The 16,154-nt window shown below is 66.3% G+C and carries 15 protein-coding genes; 5 read left to right on the forward strand and 10 right to left on the reverse strand.

What is annotated here, in order from left to right:
- Positions 1 to 35: 35 nt before the first annotated feature.
- Positions 36 to 701, reverse strand: coding sequence for a GNAT family N-acetyltransferase (locus tag VGP60_RS10580; RefSeq protein ID WP_327547841.1), 666 nt, complete (start codon positions 699 to 701; stop codon positions 36 to 38).
- Positions 702 to 765: 64 nt separating this feature from the next.
- Here VGP60_RS10580 and VGP60_RS10585 point away from each other — a divergent pair, with 64 nt between their 5' ends.
- Positions 766 to 1,614: a PaaX family transcriptional regulator C-terminal domain-containing protein gene (locus VGP60_RS10585; protein WP_327547735.1), complete on the forward strand. Its 849-nt coding sequence runs from the start codon at positions 766 to 768 to the stop codon at positions 1,612 to 1,614.
- Here the strand turns inward: VGP60_RS10585 and VGP60_RS10590 are convergent.
- Positions 1,604 to 2,005 carry a RidA family protein gene (locus VGP60_RS10590; protein WP_327547736.1) on the reverse strand — a complete coding sequence of 134 codons (402 nt, stop codon included), beginning with the start codon at positions 2,003 to 2,005 and terminating at the stop codon, positions 1,604 to 1,606. The genes VGP60_RS10585 and VGP60_RS10590 overlap by 11 nt on opposite strands.
- Positions 2,006 to 2,097: 92 nt before the next feature.
- On the opposite strand from VGP60_RS10590, the gene VGP60_RS10595 reads away from it, so the two are divergent.
- The 4 genes from VGP60_RS10595 to VGP60_RS10610 all read left to right on the forward strand — a co-directional run bounded on the left by VGP60_RS10595 (position 2,098) and on the right by VGP60_RS10610 (position 7,042).
- On the forward strand, positions 2,098 to 4,461 hold the full coding sequence (locus tag VGP60_RS10595; protein ID WP_327547737.1) for a bifunctional salicylyl-CoA 5-hydroxylase/oxidoreductase: 2,364 nt from the start codon (positions 2,098 to 2,100) through the stop codon (positions 4,459 to 4,461).
- Positions 4,458 to 5,585: an acyl-CoA dehydrogenase family protein gene (locus tag VGP60_RS10600; protein ID WP_327547738.1), complete on the forward strand. Its 1,128-nt coding sequence runs from the start codon at positions 4,458 to 4,460 to the stop codon at positions 5,583 to 5,585. The genes VGP60_RS10595 and VGP60_RS10600 overlap by 4 nt, the downstream gene beginning before the upstream one ends.
- A 46-nt stretch (positions 5,586 to 5,631) precedes the next feature.
- Positions 5,632 to 6,123, forward strand: coding sequence for a nucleotidyltransferase domain-containing protein (locus VGP60_RS10605; protein WP_327547842.1), 492 nt, complete (start codon positions 5,632 to 5,634; stop codon positions 6,121 to 6,123).
- A 160-nt stretch (positions 6,124 to 6,283) separates the two neighbouring features.
- Entirely contained in the window at positions 6,284 to 7,042 is a 759-nt protein-coding gene (locus tag VGP60_RS10610; RefSeq protein WP_327547739.1) for a DUF4253 domain-containing protein, read from the forward strand.
- Here VGP60_RS10610 and VGP60_RS10615 read toward each other — a convergent pair.
- The 8 genes from VGP60_RS10615 to VGP60_RS10650 all read right to left on the reverse strand — a co-directional run bounded on the left by VGP60_RS10615 (position 7,031) and on the right by VGP60_RS10650 (position 16,123).
- Positions 7,031 to 7,792, reverse strand: coding sequence for a hypothetical protein (locus VGP60_RS10615; protein WP_327547740.1), 762 nt, complete (start codon positions 7,790 to 7,792; stop codon positions 7,031 to 7,033). The two genes, VGP60_RS10610 and VGP60_RS10615, sit on opposite strands and share 12 nt — an antisense overlap.
- 89 nt (positions 7,793 to 7,881) lie before the next feature.
- Complete coding sequence (locus VGP60_RS10620) at positions 7,882 to 9,303, reverse strand: GH1 family beta-glucosidase (protein ID WP_327547741.1); 1,422 nt, start codon at positions 9,301 to 9,303, stop codon at positions 7,882 to 7,884.
- A 54-nt stretch (positions 9,304 to 9,357) separates the two neighbouring features.
- A complete protein-coding gene (locus tag VGP60_RS10625; RefSeq protein WP_327547742.1) occupies positions 9,358 to 10,368 on the reverse strand; it encodes an ABC transporter ATP-binding protein in 1,011 nt (336 codons plus the stop codon).
- Positions 10,365 to 11,363 carry an ABC transporter permease gene (locus VGP60_RS10630; protein WP_327547743.1) on the reverse strand — a complete coding sequence of 333 codons (999 nt, stop codon included), beginning with the start codon at positions 11,361 to 11,363 and terminating at the stop codon, positions 10,365 to 10,367. The genes VGP60_RS10625 and VGP60_RS10630 overlap by 4 nt, the downstream gene beginning before the upstream one ends.
- A gap of 3 nt (positions 11,364 to 11,366) precedes the next feature.
- Positions 11,367 to 12,347, reverse strand: coding sequence for an ABC transporter permease (locus tag VGP60_RS10635; RefSeq protein WP_327547744.1), 981 nt, complete (start codon positions 12,345 to 12,347; stop codon positions 11,367 to 11,369).
- A complete protein-coding gene (locus VGP60_RS10640; protein ID WP_414640322.1) occupies positions 12,344 to 13,423 on the reverse strand; it encodes an ABC transporter ATP-binding protein in 1,080 nt (359 codons plus the stop codon). The genes VGP60_RS10635 and VGP60_RS10640 overlap by 4 nt, the downstream gene beginning before the upstream one ends.
- Before the next feature lie 35 nt (positions 13,424 to 13,458).
- Complete coding sequence (locus VGP60_RS10645; RefSeq protein WP_327547746.1) at positions 13,459 to 15,126, reverse strand: ABC transporter substrate-binding protein; 1,668 nt, start codon at positions 15,124 to 15,126, stop codon at positions 13,459 to 13,461.
- A 343-nt stretch (positions 15,127 to 15,469) separates the two neighbouring features.
- On the reverse strand, positions 15,470 to 16,123 hold the full coding sequence (locus tag VGP60_RS10650; protein WP_327547747.1) for a ThuA domain-containing protein: 654 nt from the start codon (positions 16,121 to 16,123) through the stop codon (positions 15,470 to 15,472).
- Between the last annotated feature and the right edge of the window lie 31 nt (positions 16,124 to 16,154).

Here is a 16,154-nt window from a genome sequence, read left to right on the forward strand (position 1 = left end):
GACACTTTTGCCGAAAAACAGCTACGCGCTCGGCGTCAGGCTCGTGAGTACGGGCGGCGAGTGGCTGTCTCCAAGGTGACCGGCCTCGGTCCCGAACAGCTTTGGGTGTCCGTCACCGCGTGCTCGTACCAGCACGGCGTCATGATCCTGCCGTTCTGCAACGCGTAGGTGACCGGCCCGTCCACTGTGGAGAACCCGGCGGTGTAGAGCGCGCGCCTGCTGCCCATGTTCGTCATCTCGGCGGCGGCTCGGATCCGGGACAGGCCGAGGTGATCGTGGCCGAGAACCAAGCCGGCTCGGAAGAGTTCCACGCCGAGGCCTCTCCCCCGGAACGCCGGGGCGAGCCAGCCGCCGAGTTCAGGCCATCCGCCGGGATCCCGCGTGATGGTGACCATTCCGGCGCATCTGTTCGCCTTGCGGTGGATCGCCACCAGGCAAGCGGAATCCGGCCACTCGCAATCCGGTCCGGTGCCCGGCACGACCGCGAGGAATCGCGCCCGGTCCGTCTTCGGCACGATGGCCTCGGCCGACCAGCCGATCCACCGCTGCGCGGCGAGGTCGCTGGCCGCGGCCTGTGCGGCCGCCATCTCCCATTCGGTCGGCGTGCGGAAGAACAGTCGCTCGGTGGCGACGAAATGTCTGTTCTTGACGCACTTTTCCGCGTTGACCCGGCGACCCCGGCGCATGCCGAGCAGCCCCACACCCAACCTGAGTTCCCTTCGCGATCGGCGGTCCGGCGAGCGTAGCGGTTGTTATTGTGACCCGATGACGGCCGTACCGGAGACAGATGAGCTCGACGAGCCGGTGACCCGTGTCGCCCAGCCTCGTCAACTCATCGTGACCATTTACGGTCTGTACTCACGCAACGAAGGCGGTTGGCTGTCGATCGCCTCGTTGATCTGCCTGCTCGCCGACCTCGGCGTCGACGAGTCCGCGGTGCGGTCGTCGATCTCCCGGCTCAAGCGCCGAGGAATCCTCGAGGCCGTCCGCCGTGGGGGCACGGCCGGCTACGAACTGTCGGAACAGGCATTGGCCATCCTGCGCGAAGGTGACCACCGGATCTTCGAGCGCAAGCAGGCGACGCTGGCGGAAGGCTGGCTGCTGGCCGTGTTTTCGGTGCCCGAGTCCGAACGGCACAAACGCCACGTCCTCCGTTCGCAACTGACGAAACTCGGCTTCGGCACCGCGGCGCCCGGGGTGTGGATCGCACCCGCTCACCTGAGGAAGACGACCGAAGAAGTGTTACGCCGCCTGAAACTGGACGGCTACGCGGATCTTTTCCAAGCCGAGCATCTCGCCTTCGGTTCCGTGGCCGAAAAAGTGCGAGAGTGGTGGGACCTCGACCAGCTCGAAGCCCTCTATGGCGATTTTTTGGAAACACACTCCACGGTGCTCGACCGCTCCCGCCAGGTTCCTGACCAGCGCACGGCGTTCGCCGACTACGTGGGTGTGCTCACCGACTGGCGCCGGTTGCCGTACCTCGACCCTGGCCTGCCGGCCGAACTACTGCCGGAACAGTGGGCAGGAACGCGGGCGGCCGATCTGTTCTTCACCTTGCAGGCTCAGCTGGAGGAACCCGCGCGCGCCCACGTCGCCGCGGCCATCACGCCTTGACCGCGGCGAAACCCTGTACTTCGACCAGCGCCTCGACATCCCAGAGCCGGCTGACACCGATTCCGGCCATCGCCGGGTAGTCGGCGCCTGCCAGCCGTTTCCAGACCGCGCCGATCTCGCGCGCGTGGGCCTTGTAGTCGTTCATGTCCACGATGTAGATGGTGACGCTCACGAGGTCGGCGGGCTCGCCACCGGCGGCGCGCAACGCCGCGAGCAGGTTGCCGAGCGCGCGCTCGAACTGCTCGACGACCCCGTCGCCGACGATCTTGTTGGTGCTGTCCAACGCCGTCTGACCAGCGAGGAACACGATTCGTTCGCCGGAGGTCGATACGGCGTGGGAGAAGCCGGACGGGCGGCCCAGCTCCTCGGGGTTGATCCGCTCGATGGCCATGCGCCGAGAATAACCCATGTATCGCCTTGTTGACGGCCGTACAGGTAACGACATACCCTGAAGGACCTGCACCAGTAAGGGGGCTTCGGCGAATGCGTATCGCGGTGACCGGCGGCGGACCGGCCGGCCTGTACTTCTCGGCGCTGGCCAAACAACTGGACCCGCGGCACGAGATCACCGTGTGGGAGCGCAACTCGCCGGACGACACGTTCGGCTTCGGTGTGGTGTTCTCCGACGAGACACTCGGCGGCATCGAACACGCCGACACCGGGATCTTCGACGCGATGCGGCACGAGTTCGCCCGCTGGGACGACATCGACGTGCACTACCGCGGCACGACGTTCACCTCCGGCGGGCACGGTTTCGCCGCGATGAGCCGGAAACGGCTGCTGAACATCTTGCAGGAGCGTTGCGCCGAACTCGGGGTGGACGTCAGGTTCCGCACCGAGGCGCCGGACGTCGCCGTGCTGTCCGCGGAATACGACCTGGTCATCGCCGCCGATGGCGTCAATTCGCCTACGCGGGCCCGGTTCGCGGACAGCTTCCGGCCGACGCTCGAAACGCGGCGTTGCAAGTACATCTGGCTCGGGACCGACCTCGTCTTCGACGCCTTCAAGTTCCACATCCTCGACACTCCGGCCGGGGTCATGCAGATCCACGGCTATCCCTACAGCGCCGATGCGAGCACGTTCATCCTCGAAGTGCACGAGGACGTCTGGGAGCGAGCCGGTTTCGCCGAAATCGCGCCAAAGTTCCTGGCGCCGGGGCAAAGCGACGAACGATCGATCGAACTGGTCCGCGACCTGTGCGCGGAGGTACTGGGCGAACACCAGGTTTTCGCGAATAATTCGAAATGGACAACCTTCGGCACGGTCCGCTGCGACACCTGGCGTCACGGCAACGTCGTCCTGCTCGGGGACGCGGCGCACACCGCGCACTTCTCGATCGGCTCCGGCACGAAACTCGCCATGGAAGACGCACTCGCGCTGGCGGCTTGCCTGCACGAGCAATCCACTGTGGACCTGGCATTGGCGGCCTACGAAGCGGAACGCCGGCCGGTCGTGACGTCGACCCAGCGCGCCGCGCAGGCGAGTCTGGAATGGTTCGAGAACATCGGCCAGTACACCGACCAGGACCCGCACGAGTTCGCGTTCAACATCGTCACCCGCAGCCGTCGCGTCACCTACGACAACCTGCGGTTGCGTGACCCTGAGTTCGTCGCCGAACTCGACCGCTGGTTCGCGTCGAAACAAGGCACGCCCACCGGCGTCCGGCCGCCGATGTTCCAGCCGTTCAGGATCGGCGAACTCGAACTGGCCAACCGTGTCGTCGTTTCGCCGATGGACATGTACTCGTCTCGCGACGGCGTGCCGACGGACTTCCATCTGGTGCATCTCGGCGGCAAGGCGCTCGGCGGCGCGGGTCTCGTGATGACCGAGATGGTCTGCGTTTCCGACACCGGACGGATCACACCTGGTTGCGGCGGCCTGTACACGTCGGAACAGGAAACCGCGTGGAAGCGCGTGGTGGATTTCGTGCACGAGCACAGTGCCGCGCGAATCGGTGTGCAGCTCGGGCATTCCGGCCGCAAGGGTTCGACGAAACTGATGTGGGACGGCATCGACGAGCCGCTGCCCGAAAACAACTGGGAAGTCTGCGCGCCCTCGGCGATTCCCTATTCGCCGTCGAACCAGACGCCGCGGGAACTCACGATCGACGAGCTCGACGAGATCAAAGCACAGTTCGTCGCCTCGACAGTAGCCGCGGCGAACGCCGGGTTCGACCTGCTCGAACTGCACTGCGCGCACGGCTATTTGCTGTCGTCGTTCCTGTCACCATTGACGAACCAGCGGACCGACATCTTCGGCGGCTCGTTGGAAAACCGGCTCCGATATCCGTTGGAGGTCTTCGGTGCCGTCCGTGCCGCTTGGCCGGCCGAACGACCGATGACCGTGCGGATCTCCGCGACCGACTGGCACGAAGGCGGTATCGACGCGGACGCGTCGGTCGAGATCGCCCGCGCGTTCGCCGAGCTCGGTGTCGACGGTATCGACGTGTCGACCGGGCAGGTCGTCGCCGAGGAACGCCCGGCGTACGGCCGGAGCTACCAGACGCCTTACGCCGACCGGATCCGCAACGAGGTCGGCCGCAAGTACGGCGTGGCCGTCATCGCCGTCGGCGCGATCTCGTCGTACGACGACGTGAACTCGATCATCCTGGCCGGCCGCGCCGATCTGTGCGCGCTGGGCAGAACCCATCTTTACGATCCACAGTGGACACTGCACGCGGCGGCCGAGCAGGGCTACGCGACGCCGTGGCCACGCCAGTTCGAGGCGGGCAACCGCAAGCCACAGGGCGGCCGCACCGACGGTCCGAAACCCCGGCTCGACCTGATCCGGTCCGGCGGCACGGAAACGGCCCACGCCCGGTGGCGCCGAAGGAAGGAAGGATCATGACAGCGTTCGCCCTGACCCCACGGCAACGTGAGTTCACCCAGGAAGTGCGCACGCTCGGCGCCGAACAGCTGCGCCCGCTCGCGGAAAGCGGCACCCCCGGCAGCGTCAACCGCGAGCTCATCAAGACCATGGGCTCACTCGGGCTGCTCGCGAAACTCTTCCCCGGGATCGGCACCCGCGAAGCCGCGGCGATGGACCTCTGCCTGCTCCGCGAATCTCTCGCCACCCAAAGCACCGAAGCCGAGACAGCGCTGGCCCTGCAAGGGCTCGGAACCTACCCAGTGCTCCAGTCCGGCCGAGACGAGATGGTCCAGCGCTGGGTTCCCGCCGTGGCCGCCGGTGACGCTGTCGCCGCCTTCGCCCTCACCGAGCCCGACGCCGGTTCCGACGCCGCGGCCCTTTCACTCTCCGCCGAGCGCGACACCGAAGGCTGGCGGCTGACCGGCGAGAAGATCTGGATCTCCAACGCGCCCGAGGCCGATTTCTACACCGTCTTCGCCAGGACGACGCCGGGTGCGGGCGCGCGCGGAGTCAGCGCCTTCGTCGTGCCCGCCGACCGCACGGGCCTGTCCGGCAAGCATCTCGACATGGTCAGCCCGCATCCCATCGGCAAGCTGACCTTCGACGGCGTGCGCGTGCACGACGACGAACTCCTCGGCAACCTCGACCACGGTTTCCGCGTCGCCATGCGCACCCTGGACCTCTTCCGCCCCAGCGTCGGCGCCTTCGCCGTCGGGATGGCCCAAGCCGCCCTCGACGCCGCCGTGGCCCACGCCGGCACGCGGGTGGCGTTCGGCGGCCCGTTGAAGGATCAGCAGACCGTCTCGCACACCCTCGCCGAGATGGCGACGCGGACCGAAGCCGCGCGCCTGCTGGTCTACGCGGCCGCGTCGGCCTACGACGCCGGGGAAACCCAGCTCGCCGGGAGCGCGGCGATGGCGAAACTGTTCGCCACCGAAGCCGCCCAGTTCGTCGTCGACGCCGCCGTGCAAATCCATGGCGCGCGGGCACTGCAACGCGGCCACCTTCTCGAGCACCTCTACCGCGAAGTACGCGCCCCACGGATCTACGAAGGCGCCTCCGAGATCCAGCGCACGATCATCGCCAGGGAGCTCTACCGCTGAATTCGGTTGCCCACGGAGCAGGTCCAGCGATAGAACACGTCCTGTGATGGACGCGCACACCATTGTGGAGCTGCTGACCCGCCTCAAAGCCGCCGGTGCCGACGTCTGGATCGGCGGCGGCTGGGGCATCGACGCCCTGCTCGGCAGGCAAACCCGGCCGCATCGCGATCTGGACCTCATGCACGACTTCGAATACGAGCACCTCCTTGTCTCGGTATTGAAAGAGAACGGTTACGCCGAAACATTCGACGCGCGTCCCGTGCGCTTTGTCATGACCCACACGTCAGGACTCGAACTGGACCTCCATCCACTCGTATTCGCGGCCGACGGCTCGGCCCGTCAAGCCGCGGACGATCTCGGCGCCACCTTCGACTACCCGCGGGAATGCTTTGTCACCGGACGCGTCCTGCGCACCGTGGTGCCGTGCCTGTCGGCCGCACAGCAGGTCTATTTCCACCGGGGCTACGAACCCCGGGAGCACGACCTGCACGACATGGCCCGGCTCCGCGAGGCTTTCGGCGTCTCCACGCACTTCTAGCGCAAAAATCGGATAAGCGAAAGCCCCAAAGTCGCGACATGTACCTGTCGTACGGTTAAACGCCGCGAGATGGTCATGTCGTGCAGAAAAATCAGGAATTGTCGGATCCTTGTTCTATGGTCCTCCTCGTCGAAGGAATTCCCTTCAAGGAGGCACGAACATGACAGTTATTCCGATTCGCCGCACGAGTGAGCAGTCCGGGCTACCCGTTCCGGCCGGGCGCTGGCACGAGCGCATCTGGGTTTCCGAAAGGCCCATGGAGAATCCGCGCGATTTCTATGAATTCGTTGCCGCACATAAGAAATCGGCCCTGTGGCCGGTGGTGATCCCACCGGACCGGCGGTTCACCACCGGCCGCGGGGACTGGATCGACGACCGCGCACGGCTCCCACCCGCGGGTGGCGAAGTAGGCGAACTGGACGCCGAAGCGGTGCTCGAAGCCTGGTGGCGTGAGCCTTGCTGTGAAGGAACGTGCCTGGAACCGTTCGGTGCCACGTTTCCCGGCCTGACCCGCCGGTCCACCTCACAACGGGATCCGCTTCCCGTCGCGGCTCGGCTCGGCGGACTGATGGCCACGATGGAATCGTGCCGGTTGGGGCTGGTGCCCACCGAGCGATCCGCGGACATCCCCGCGTTGCTGGGCTGGTCCGGGATGCTGGACGCGACCGAAGACGCGGCCGCCCTGTCTTCGGTGCTGCGCAGCTGGGAAGACAGGTTCGGCGCCAGGCTGGTCGGGCTCGGGTTCGAAGAACTGATCCTGTCCGTCGCGGCCCCGCCGACCAAGATCGAGCGGGCGATGAAGATCGCCGCCGAGCACCGCTCGTTCTGCGAGCGCCGGTTCAGCAGCCAGCCGGGGAACCTGCGCGAGTTCGCCCAGAGCCTGATCGACTGCGAGGTCTGGCGGTTCTCATGGCATTGATCCCGCTATCTCCCAGTGCCACAACACTTCTCGCCCTGCCGCGTCCTGTTCCCGGACCAGCATCTCGCCCGCGGACGCCGATTCGAACGCGAAGATGGTTCCTTCACGCCAGGGCAGCGATGACCGCGTTATCCGCCATCGGCCGCCGTCAGGCGTGGCCATCGCGACCTCACAGTCCAGGAGATCTTGCCGAGCCCGCAACGTCGGTTGTGCCGCGAGGACGTCGGCGAGCGAGTCTCCGAGAGGTAGTTCCGTGGTTCTGGAACGGGCGAAACCCAATCGCGCGCCGACACGGACGAGCACACCGCTGCGGCCTTCATCCGGGTCGTTCAGACGAGCTTCGACGATGGGTTCCGCCGCAGCAGTCTCGCGATGCCAGTGTTCGACATACGCCAGATCAAGAGCCTGTTCGACCAGCGTTTCGCCGTCGAAGAACAACCGGCCCAGATCCGGTTCGATCGGATGCAGGTCCATGCTTTTGTGCCACGAGAACACGTCCCCGGCACAGGTCAGCTGACCGGCGAAGGCGAGTTGCCCGGCCATCCACTCGATCTGGTGTGGACGGAGGTCACGTACGTGGGAAACACCGTCGAACACAGGACGACCGGCGGGCTGCCGCAGGTCCACATAGGACTTCGGTCCCTGTAGCCACCGCACCTGGGTGTCGGTGTCCCGACGGCCGTCACTGTGGGCGATCAGGGAACGGTGCCAAAGCCCGGTCAGCTCGGAGACCTGGATTCCGTGGGACATGGTCGCCATTCAACACCCGTCACGATGGCCCCCTGCGCCATCGTGACGGGAATCCCCGGAAGGTGCGGACGCCTTCCGGGGACAGACGACTAACCCCGGACGCGCGCGATCGTGTCGCGGAACCAGAGCCCACTCTGCTTGACCGTGCGTTCCTGCGTCTCGTAGTCGACCCGGACGAGCCCGAAGCGCTTGGCATAGCCGTACGCCCACTCGAAGTTGTCGAGCAGCGACCAAGCGAAGTAGCCACGGACGTCCGCGCCGGCCTGCCGCGCCGCCGCGACAGCGGCGATGTGGGAGGAGAAGTACGCGGCGCGGTCCTGGTCGTCGACGAAGCCGGACGCGTCCGGCACGTCTTCGAACGCCGAACCGTTCTCCGTGATGAACATCGGGAGGTCCGGGTAGTCCTCGCTGAGCCGCGTCAGGAGCTGGGTGAACTTCTCGGGCAGGATCTCCCAGCCCATCGCGGTGGTGGGCTTGCCGAACGGCACGGCGCGGTTCGCCGGGTTGCCGTCGGCGTCCTCGGTGCGGCCGTCCTCCTCGACTCCGGAGTACTGCTGCCCGAAGTAGTAGTTGACGCCGAGGAAGTCCAGCGGCGCGGAGATGATCGCCAGGTCCCCGTCCTGCACCGGGATCCGGACGTTCTGGGCCGCGAGATCGTCGACGACGTCGGCCGGGTACTGCGCCTTCACCAGCGGGTCGAGGTAGATCCGGACGCCGAGGCCGTCGGCGCGGCGGGCGGCGTCACGGTCGACCTCACTGTCGGTGGCCGGATCGGCGGTGCCCATGTTCAGGGTGATGCCGAAGTTGGTCGCCTCGGGTGCGGCTTCGCGCATCCGCTGGGTGGCGAGGCCGTGGCCGAGCAGCAGGTGGTGGACCGCGGCGATGCCGTCACCGAGGTCGCGGCGGCCGGGCGCCATCACGCCGTGCACATATCCGTGCATCGCCGAGCACCACGGCTCGTTGAGCGTGGTCCAGTTCCGCACGCGGTCCTTGAGGCGGTCGAAGACGAGCATCGAGTAGTCGGCGAAGCGGTACGCGGTGTCGCGCGCCGGCCAGCCGCCCGCGTCCTCGAGCTCCTGCGGGAGGTCCCAGTGGTACAGCGTCAGCCACGGGTCGATGCCCTTGCCGAGCAGCTCGTCGACGAGCCTGTCGTAGAAGGCCATGCCGGCCTCGTTGACCGGGCCGCGGCCGTGCGGCTGGATCCGCGGCCAGGCCACGGAGAACCGGTAGGTGTCGACGCCGAGCTGACCGATCAGCTCGACGTCCTCGGGCATGCGGTGGTAATGGTCACAGGCGATGTCACCGTTGTCACCGTTGTCAATCGCCCCGGGAACGCGGCTGAAAGTGTCCCAAATGGACGGCGTGCGGCCGTCTTCGGTGGCCGCGCCTTCGATCTGGTAGGACGCCGTCGCCACTCCCCAGCGGAAGGTGGCGGGCAGCGTGCCGATGAGCGCCGACTGGGCACTGGTCGTGATGGCACTGGTCGTCGTGGCGCTATCGGTCGTTTCCAAAGTGTCTCCTCCAGTAGTGCCTTTGTCGGGCGAAGCCTGTTGAGCGGCTGGCTGTTAAGCGACGGTCTCGCGGGCGGGATGCAGCCAGCACGCCACACTGCGCGCTTGGTCACCGAGCAGGTTCGGCTCCCCGAGTACCGGGATCTTGTCGGCACACGGCTCGAAAGCCTTGGGGCAGCGGGGATGGAAGGAACAACCGGTGGGCATGGAACGCTGGTCCGGCGGCGAGCCCGGGATCCCGGTGAGCTCACGGCGAGGCCCGCGCAGAGCGGGGAACGAATGCAGAAGTCCGTCGCTGTACGGGTGCAGCGAGTCGCGGTAGAGGTCCGCGGCCGGGGCCTCTTCGACGATCCGGCCGCCGTACATGATGGCGATCCGGTCCGAAAACTCCACGAGCAGCGAAAGGTCGTGGGTGATGAACAGAACGGAGAAGCCGAGGCGTTCCCGCAGTTCGATCAGCTGCCCCAGGATCTGACGCTGCATGACGACGTCGAGCGCGGTGGTCGGCTCGTCCATGATGACCACGCGCGGTTCCAGCGCGAGTGCCATCGCGATCATCACGCGCTGGCGCATCCCGCCGGAAAGCTGATGCGGATAGCTTTCCAGCCGGTCGGCGGAAATTCCGACCAGGCTGAGCATCTCCCGTGCGCGGGCCAGCCGTGAAGCGGGGGTGCTCGTGGGCTCGTGGGCCTTGATGACGTCGATGAGCTGCGTGGAGATCTTGTGCACGGGGTTGAGCGAGTTCATCGCACCCTGGAACACAATCGACGTCTCCGCCCAGCGGAACTTGCGGAGTTCCTTGTGGGACAGGGACAACACGTCCACCGGCGGGCCGTCCGCCTGGTGGTAGATGACCTGACCGCCGCTGATCACCCCGGGAGGAGGGAGCAGCCGGGTGAGACCGTAGGCGAGCGTCGACTTCCCGCTGCCGCTCTCCCCGGCGAGGCCGAGGACCTCGCCGCGATGCAGTGTCAGGTTCACGTCTCGCACGGCGTGAACGGCGTGGTCGCCCAGGCCGTAGTCGACGTTGAGTCCCTTGATCTCCAGAACCGGGTCTTTGATCATCGCCCGTCCTCCTTCTGGCTGAGCACTGGCGTGAAGCCCACGCGCATCCGGACCGTGTGACCGTCGAAGGTCTTGATCTTCGTCTTGCCGTTGCCACGCAGGCGGGGGCTGACGAATTCGTCGATCCCGAAGTTGAGCAGGGACAACGCCGTACCGAGGATCGCGATGGCGAGCCCGGCGGGAACGAACCACCACCAGGCGCCCTGGGCGAGTGCCTGCTGGCTCTGCGCCCAGAACAGGATGGTGCCCCAGTTCCAGTTGGAGAAACTCGAAACGCCGACGAACGCCAGCGTGATCTCGGACATGACGGCGAAGATCACCGTCCCGACGAAGCCCGACGCGATGACCGCGCTCAGGTTCGGCAGGATCTCGAACATGATGATCCGCCACGTCGACTCCCCGCTGGCCCGCGAAGCCTCGACGTAGTCGCGGCGCCGCAATGAAAGCGTCTGGGCACGCAGGATGCGCGCGCCCCAGGCCCAGGAGGTCAGGCCGATGATGACGGCGACGACGTAGTCACCGCCACTGGAGACGGCGGAGCCGACGATGATGATCAGCGGAAGGGCGGGAATCACCAGGAAGACGTTGGACAGCGCGGAAAGTCCTTCTCCGGCGAAGCCACTGAGGTAGCCCGAGGTGACTCCGACGAGGATCGCCAGCAGTGTCGCGACCACGCCGGCGGTGAGGCCGACCAGCATGACGCCGCGCGTGCCGACCAGCACCTGGCTGAAGATGTCCTGCCCGAGGTGCGTGGTCCCGAACCAGTGTTTCGAGGAAGGGGATTCGAGCAGGTCGTTGCTGCGGGCCGACGGGTCGAACGGGGCGATCCACTCGCCGATGATCGCGATGAGGATGAAGAACCCCAGCACCGCAATACCGACAGCGGCTTTCCCGTTGGCGATGAAACGAAACCGGCGCCGTTTCCCCGGCGGGCCGACGAGGCTTTCGGCCGTCGGGTCCGCCACGACGGCGAGGTCGGTCGTGGGCACTGTCATCGCTCAGCCCTCCCTGCGGGTACGCGGATCGAGGGCCAGGTACGCGATGTCGGCGAAGAAGTTGGCCACCAGCACCGAAAGGGTGATGATCAGGAAGATTCCCTGCATGAGCGGGTAGTCCTTGGAACCGACCGCTTGGAAGAGCGAGAACCCGACGCCGGGGTAGGAGAACACGATCTCCACCAGCAGCGTGCCACCGACGATGAACCCGAGCGCCAGCGCGAAACCGGACACACTGGGCAGGAGCGCGTTGCGGGCGGCGTAACTGACCATGACACGGCGTTCCGGCAGTCCCTTGGCATGCGCGACGGTGATGTAGTCCTCGGAAGCGACGGTCACCATCATGTTGCGCATGCCCAGGATCCAGCTGCTCATCGAGCTGATGAGGATCGTCAGCGCGGGAAGCAGGCTGTGCTGGATCGCGCTGCCGATGAACTCGCCGTCCCACCCGGGGACCATCCCGGGGTCGTATCCACCGGAGGCCGGGAAGAAGCTGTCCGGGCCGGCGAGCAGGGTGATCGCGATCAGGCCGAGCCAGAAGTACGGCACCGACGAAAGGAAAGTGGTCACCGGCAGGAGGGCGTCGACCCAGGAGCCGCGCCGCCACCCGGCCAGCACGCCGAGCGACGTACCGATCAGGAAGCCGACCACAGTGGTGATCCCGACGAGGATGACCGTCCACGGCAGGCTCTGCCCGATGAGTTCGGAAACCGGGGTCGGGAAGAAGGTGAACGACAGCCCGAGATCGCCCCTGAGCAACTGGGCCCAGTAGTCGAAGTACTGCTCGAAGATGCTGTCGTCCTTGTTGAGTCCGAAAAGGACGTACAACGAAGCGATGGCGTCCGTGCTGAGCTGACCCTGCGCTTTTGCGATGAGCGACTGCACCGGGTCACCCGGGATCAGCCGCGGGATGAAGAAGTTGATCGTGACCGCGGCCCATGCTGTGAAGAGATAGAAACCAAGCCGCTGAAGCAGATACTTCACCGGCTCACCTCGGCGATCTCTTCAGCGATGACCGCGGCTTCGGCGGTGACGTCCGTGTCGTACAGCCAGCACGCGGCCCAATGCCCCGCGCCGTCGCTGACGTCGAACCGCGGCGGGGACTGGGTCTTGCACCGCTCCATCGCGCTGGGACAGCGCGGGTGGAACCGGCACCCCGGCGGTGGATCGATCAGGCTCGGCGGCTCGCCGCCACCCGCGTCCCTCGGGGTGGTGCCGCTCCCGGCCCCGTCCGTGAGGAGACGGTCGGGGTCGGGAGCGGAGTCGATGAGCAGCTGGGTGTACGGATGCGCGGGGCGCTGGGTGACGGTTTCACTGTCGCCGCCCTCCACCATCCGTCCCGCGTACATCACCAGCGTGTCGTCGGCGAAATAGCGGGCCGACGCGATGTCGTGCGTGATGTAGAGAATGGCCAGGTGCAGCCGTTCCTTGAGGTCACGCAACAGGTTCAGCACACCGAGCCGGATGGAGACGTCCAGCATGGACACCGGCTCGTCGGCCAGCAGGGCCTCCGGGTCGGCGCCCAGTGCCCTGGCGATGGCGACGCGCTGGCGCTGTCCACCGGACAGCTCGTGCGGGAACTTGTCGACATACCTGTCCGGCGGGGTGAGCTGGACCCGCTCGAGCAGGCCGTTCAACGCCTGCTCGAGCTCGGCGTCGCCCTTGCCGGCGTTGCCGTGGATCTTCAGTGCCCTGGTGAGGTGGTACCGCACCGTGTGCACCGGGTTCAGCGACGCGAAGGGGTCCTGGAAGATCATCTGGACCTGACGGCAGTAGGCGCGGAACTTGCGCCCGCCCTTCACGGTCACCGACTCACCGTGCAGCCGGATGTCCCCCGCCGTCCGCGGGTAGAGCTGCGCGAGCAACCGCGCGACGGTCGACTTGCCGGAACCCGACTCACCGACCAGCGCGGTCACCCGCCCGCGGCGCAGCGTGAGGCTGACATCGTCAACAGCCTGCACGCTGCGCACCCGGCGAGTCAGCGCCTCCCGGCCCCGTCTGCGGACGGGGCCCTGTCTGATAGGGAAGTGCTTGGTGAGCCCTTCCGCTTCCAGGACCACCGCTGCCTCGTCATCAAGGATCTGATCGGTCACGGTCAGGACGCGGGCTTCAGGTGGAGGACGACGTTGAGCGACTCCCGCTGGCTGGGCTGAAGCGGTGCGTACGGCTCTTCGGCGTTGGGCCAGCCGACCCAGTTCTTGGTGCTGTACTGGCCACCGGTGGTGGCGGCACCGGTCGGGATCATCGGCTGCTGCTCGACCATGATCTTCTGCAGGGTGTTCATCGCCGTGGTGCGGCTGGCGTCGTCGGCGGCGGTGGCGTAGGTGTCCAGCGCCTGGGCGGCGGTGTCGTTCTTGAAGCGGCCGTAGTTGCCGTTGATGCCACCTTGGCCGGTCGGCTTGTACAGCGAGCCGTCCATCATGGACTTGTAGATGTCGTAAGGCGTCGGGCCGTCGTCGGTCCAGTGCATCGCGCCTTCGTAGTCACCGGTGTCGATCGACTTCGTCCACGCGTCCTGGTTCATCTTCTCGACCGTCGAGTCGATGCCGAGGCCGGCCAGGTTGTCCTTGATGATCTCGAGGTCGGTGATGTAGTCGGACCAGCCGGACGGGACGGTCAGCTTGAGCGTGACCGGCTTGCCGTCGGGAGCGACGAGCTTGTCACCGTTGTAGGTGAAGCCGTTGGAGGTCAGCAGTGCCTTGGCTGCGGGGACGTCCGGCGTGACGACCTTGTTCTTGAAGTCGGGCGAGATGAACGAGTCACCGACCGGGGTCGGGATACCCGTGACGCTGTCGACCTTGGGGTAGAAGTAGCCCGCCTCGCCCTGGTTGAAGACGTCGTCGCGGTTGATGACCTTGTTCACGGCCTGGCGCAGCGCCGGGATGTCCCACGGCTTCTTCTCGGTGTTGAACCACAGGCCGTGCACGCCGAGACCGGCCGGGAACCAGAGCTTGTAGTGCTCCGGGTCCTTCGCGGTGTAAACGGTCTTGTAGTTCGGGATGAAGACGAAGCTCCACTCGGCGACACCGCTGGCGAGCGCGGCGGTCTGCGAGTTGTTGTCGTTGTAGGAGGTGTAGCGGATCTCCTTGACCTTCGGGAGTTCCTGCCAGTAGTTGTCGCGCAGCGCGACGGTGATCGTCTGCGGGGTGAACGACTTCAGCGCGTACGGGCCGGTGCCGACGGGGTTCTTCACCGTCTCGGTCGCCGGGTCCTTGATCTGGGACCAGATGTGCTTCGGCACGACGAGCGTGCGCAGCACCTTGACCTGGTTGACGTACTGCGAGCGCTCGAAGCTCAGGTTGAGCACGTTGCCCGCGGTGGTGATGTCCTTGATCGGCAACGCGTCGATGTTGATCGACTTGTTGTCCTTGAGGAGCTGGAACGTGTAGGCCGCGTCCTCAGCCGTCATCGGCTGGCCGTCGGAGAACTTGACGCCGTCGCGGATGGTGAGCGCGAGCTTGGTGTAGTTCTCGCTCCACTCCCACTTGGTCGCCAGCCACGGGGTGGCGGGGTCGGTCGGACGGACCTTGTTCCCCATCACGAGGGGTTCGTAGAGCATCCAGCGGTAGCCGAGCGAGGCCGCCGCGGACGTCTCCAGGAACGGGTTGTTGTTCTCCGACTGCGGCCCGTTCGGCATGCCGACGTTGAGCACGGCCGCCGCGTTCCCGCTGGATGAGGCCTTCGAGCCACTGCCGCAAGCGGCCAGCCCGGCTACCGCCATGAGGCCCACCAGGGCAACGACGATGGAGCGTTTCACTCGCATCGATCCTCCTTTGTCGACCTCTAACGAGAAGAGGCATGAGCGAACTGGTCGCGTGTTACGGCGAGTCAACTGGGTGACGCGACTCACGTCAATCACGCCGATGTAACGAATTTAGCCTAATTTTAAGTCGTGAAGAAACCATCACGACTCAATTGATCGCCCTGGAGACCAGGTCAATCCGCCAGGACGCGGCGAAACCCGAAGTCGAGTGATCATCGGCATGACTGACGGTAACGTGCCGGCTATCACGAGTGAGTAGGGCGACGTCTCGATTGAACCATGATCGGGCGGGCCACAGAGCCGCGCAGTCCGGGGAAGTTGTCCAGACCAGCGCACCGGGTCGCTACCGCGCCGCCCAGACCAGTCCGCGCGCGGTCAGTTCGTGCACGGCGGGTTGCCGCAGGTCTTCGACCCGGTGCCCGATCGCGGAGAAGAAGATCCGCCCCGCACCCCAGCGCCGCGTCCACACGACGGGCATTTCGACGTGCCCGGGCCCGTGCTCGCCCGCGCTCGGGGTGAACGACGTCGTGGCGAGGACGTCGTTCATCGAGTCCGACAGCATCCAGTACTGCTCGGTGTCGACGGTGAAATCGCCCAGCCCGGCCACGATCGGATGCGCCACGCGCCCGGGCTCGATGACGACCTCGTACTCGAGGAACCGGTCCGGATGGAAGAGGAACAGGCCGCCGACCATCCGCAGGTACGCGGAGTTCGCGATGAACGTCCCGACGACACCGCCGTGCCAGCCCGCGAACCCGGTGCCCGCCCGGACCGCGGCCAGCAGCCCGGCGCCCTGCGCGTCGGTCAACTCGCCCTGTGACCAGCATTGGACGATGAGATCGGTCCGTGCGAGGAGTTCCGCGTCAAGGTAGACGTCGAGGTCGTCGGCGACGCTCACGGAGAATCCGGCGTCGACGAGACCGGGGATGAACAACTCGGTGGTTTCGACCGGCGCGTGGCCTTCCCAGCCACCGCGGACGACGAGCGCGGTCCTCATGTGGTGGCCCATTCCCGGCGGCGTCAGCGGC

It is taken from the genome of Amycolatopsis sp., assembly GCF_036008905.1.
Taxonomy (GTDB): Bacteria; Actinomycetota; Actinomycetes; order Mycobacteriales; family Pseudonocardiaceae; genus Amycolatopsis.

Bases quoted from the DNA above. Each gene is read 5' to 3' on its own strand.
- VGP60_RS10590 (WP_327547736.1), bottom strand. From the start codon at position 2,005: ATGGCCATCGAGCGGATCAACCCCGAGGAGCTGGGCCGCCCGTCCGGC.
- VGP60_RS10585 (WP_327547735.1), top strand. From the start codon at position 766: ATGACGGCCGTACCGGAGACAGATGAGCTCGACGAGCCGGTGACCCGT.
- VGP60_RS10610 (WP_327547739.1), top strand. From the start codon at position 6,284: ATGACAGTTATTCCGATTCGCCGCACGAGTGAGCAGTCCGGGCTACCC.
- VGP60_RS10645 (WP_327547746.1), bottom strand. From the start codon at position 15,126: ATGCGAGTGAAACGCTCCATCGTCGTTGCCCTGGTGGGCCTCATGGCG.
- VGP60_RS10595 (WP_327547737.1), top strand. From the start codon at position 2,098: ATGCGTATCGCGGTGACCGGCGGCGGACCGGCCGGCCTGTACTTCTCG.
- VGP60_RS10650 (WP_327547747.1), bottom strand. From the start codon at position 16,123: ATGAGGACCGCGCTCGTCGTCCGCGGTGGCTGGGAAGGCCACGCGCCG.
- VGP60_RS10615 (WP_327547740.1), bottom strand. From the start codon at position 7,792: ATGTCCCACGGAATCCAGGTCTCCGAGCTGACCGGGCTTTGGCACCGT.
- VGP60_RS10605 (WP_327547842.1), top strand. From the start codon at position 5,632: ATGGACGCGCACACCATTGTGGAGCTGCTGACCCGCCTCAAAGCCGCC.
- VGP60_RS10625 (WP_327547742.1), bottom strand. From the start codon at position 10,368: ATGATCAAAGACCCGGTTCTGGAGATCAAGGGACTCAACGTCGACTAC.
- VGP60_RS10600 (WP_327547738.1), top strand. From the start codon at position 4,458: ATGACAGCGTTCGCCCTGACCCCACGGCAACGTGAGTTCACCCAGGAA.
- VGP60_RS10630 (WP_327547743.1), bottom strand. From the start codon at position 11,363: ATGACAGTGCCCACGACCGACCTCGCCGTCGTGGCGGACCCGACGGCC.